Below are 2,170 nucleotides of genomic sequence, written 5' to 3'. Positions count from 1 at the left end.
TTTGGCTCGCAAGGGCGATGGCGAACCGGGAGCCAAGACGCTGTGGCGCGGGCTGAACCGCCTGCATGACATCGTCCTGGGCGCCCTCCTCTTCGCCCCCCATCTCCTAGATGTGGGTAATGTATAGGGGTCGTCCTGAGAGGCGACGAAGGCCAGTTGGGTGCTGTCCGGCGACCAGGCCACATCCCAAACAGCGAGCGGAGAGCCTGGCATTCTTGTGATGTCCCCTTGCAGGGCCGCTACTGCAAGCCCCTCTGGGTAGTGGCTCCACTGCAACCTCGGGCCCGTGCCAAGTGCGAGCTTGGTGCCGTCCGGGCTCACGGCAAGAACGCAGGTGCCCGCCCGGCGGGGGCTCTTGCCCGGTGACATCACCCGTAGCTCCTGCGCTTTGCCGCTTGGACGGTCGAGCAGGTGGCTGCGCCGCCGTCCGTCTGCTACGTCGACCGTGTCGAAGGCCAGCAGCCGGCTGCCGCCCACGAAATGCGGGTTCACTTCGAGACGCCCATCCTCGGGAGTGACCGCCTGCGACACTGTGTCGTGCTTCCAGTCCCACAGGTATATGCGCGAAGTGAGGAGTCCCACGCCTTCATGCCAGGTCTGCACCACAAGTGCGACGGTGAGGTCATCTGGTGAAGTTGCGATGTCGGTGACACCCCAGTTGGCTGAGAAGCCCTCCCGGTCGGGATCCACGTCGCTCCGGATTCTGGCCCAGGGCGGATCCTCCACGTCACCGGCGTGCTTCCGGGGCGCCCAGATCTCTGGGTATACACAGACTTCGGGGTGCGCCAGTTGCCCTTCAGCAACCGTGAAGAGCTTCCGAATATCGAACATCTCCACCCACGACGCAGCCCCCGGGCAACCCGTTCCCATTCGCAGCAGGTACCTGCCGTCGCGCCCCATAGGCTGTGCGAAGCGTCGCATGTTGCCCACGACCTGCTGTGGGATGAGGCGGTTCTTGCCTGTCCGATCCTGCACCCACACGTGGCCGTTTCGGTGACAGATCCAGTAGGAGTGATCGCGTGACCAGGTCGGATGCCGGCCACCCTTGAGCACCAGCTTGAAGTCCTCGGCAGCAGCGTCCCACTGGTAGATGCCGTAGGTCGCAAGGGCCCCGGCGCGGTAGCAACTGACCAACAGACCGGACAGGTCAGGTGGCTTGTCCGCGGAGGCAAGGGCACAGAAGGGCAACGCCGTAGCCAGCACAACCAGGCATGGAAGCCATCGCGTCATCGTGGTCCGTCCCTTCGACAGGTCCCAGAGCGCAAGTCGACAACAAGCACTTCTGGGCGGATTCCTCGCACCCGGGCCGTGCTGCCTTAGGGCTGCTTCTCTTTCCGCTCGGGGGCGACTGCCGGGTGCACCAACTCCACGTTGCCGGCTTGGTTGATGCCCAGAGGAGTGTGGCGGACCTGCCAGCCGGTGATGCGCTCCAGCATCTCCGCCGGAAGATAGGCTTCCTCCTCGATGCGCAGCGGGGCGGCCGGATACGTCTCCGCGACACCGTCCACCACCAACTCCCTCTCACCGATCCTGCCCTGCCAGGTATGGTCTCTGAAGACGGCGGTGAAGCTCCCACTCTCGCGATCGAAGGCGTAGCTCCCGCCCCACAGATAGCTGTCGAGATACTGCCCACAGAAGTACACACGACCATCGATTAGCCGGGGCTCGTAGAGAAGGTACAGCCAGGAGCTCTTCCTCTGCGGACTGCTGAACGTACAGGTCGGACGGACGTCGCCAGCGTTCACGGCCCACGGAGAGACCAGGGTGCACACGCTGCAGACGCCGGTCACAGCGTCTACCTGTACCAGGGCGCCGTAGGGCGAGTACCCTTCGTACTGGGACGGTGCGGTCGGCTGTATGCGCACACGACAGTGGTAGTTGAGTCTCTGCACCCCGAGGTAGTCCGCTTCGAGGCAGGCCGCCTCGACTGCCCTCGGGTCCGGCACTATGGGCCCTTGCTCGCCGACCTCAGCCGACCGGATGCCGGGCCAACCTGCGATGTAGGCAACCGCCCTGCGCCTCGCCTCTGCCATGGTGACCTTTGGTACGATGTCAGTGTGAGGCAGAGCCGAAGACTTGACGCACTTTCTGTACCGGCGCTCTTTGGAGTTCGGAGTGAAGAAGCACTTACGTGTGGTGAGGATGACCCCGCTTTGCAGCAACTCACCCC

The 2,170-nt window shown here is 64.2% G+C and carries 3 protein-coding genes; 2 read left to right on the top strand and 1 reads right to left on the bottom strand.

Annotated elements, in window-relative coordinates; translation table 11 throughout:
* Position 1 precedes the first annotated feature (1 nt).
* Positions 2–127: an IS4 family transposase gene (locus tag ABFE16_11740; protein ID MEN6345965.1), complete on the top strand. Its 126-nt coding sequence runs from the start codon at positions 2–4 to the stop codon at positions 125–127.
* 284 nt (positions 128–411) lie between these two features.
* Positions 412–633, top strand: a complete 222-nt coding sequence (locus ABFE16_11735) for a hypothetical protein (GenBank protein ID MEN6345964.1) — start codon at positions 412–414, stop codon at positions 631–633.
* A 683-nt stretch (positions 634–1,316) separates the two neighbouring features.
* Here ABFE16_11735 and ABFE16_11730 read toward each other — a convergent pair.
* The coding region (locus tag ABFE16_11730; protein MEN6345963.1) for a hypothetical protein at positions 1,317–2,170 on the bottom strand (854 nt) is incomplete at its 5' end.

This window comes from Armatimonadia bacterium (assembly GCA_039679385.1).
Classification (GTDB): Bacteria; Armatimonadota; Zipacnadia; order Zipacnadales; family JABUFB01; genus JAJFTQ01.
This window is presented reverse-complemented; position numbering and strand designations above follow the sequence as displayed.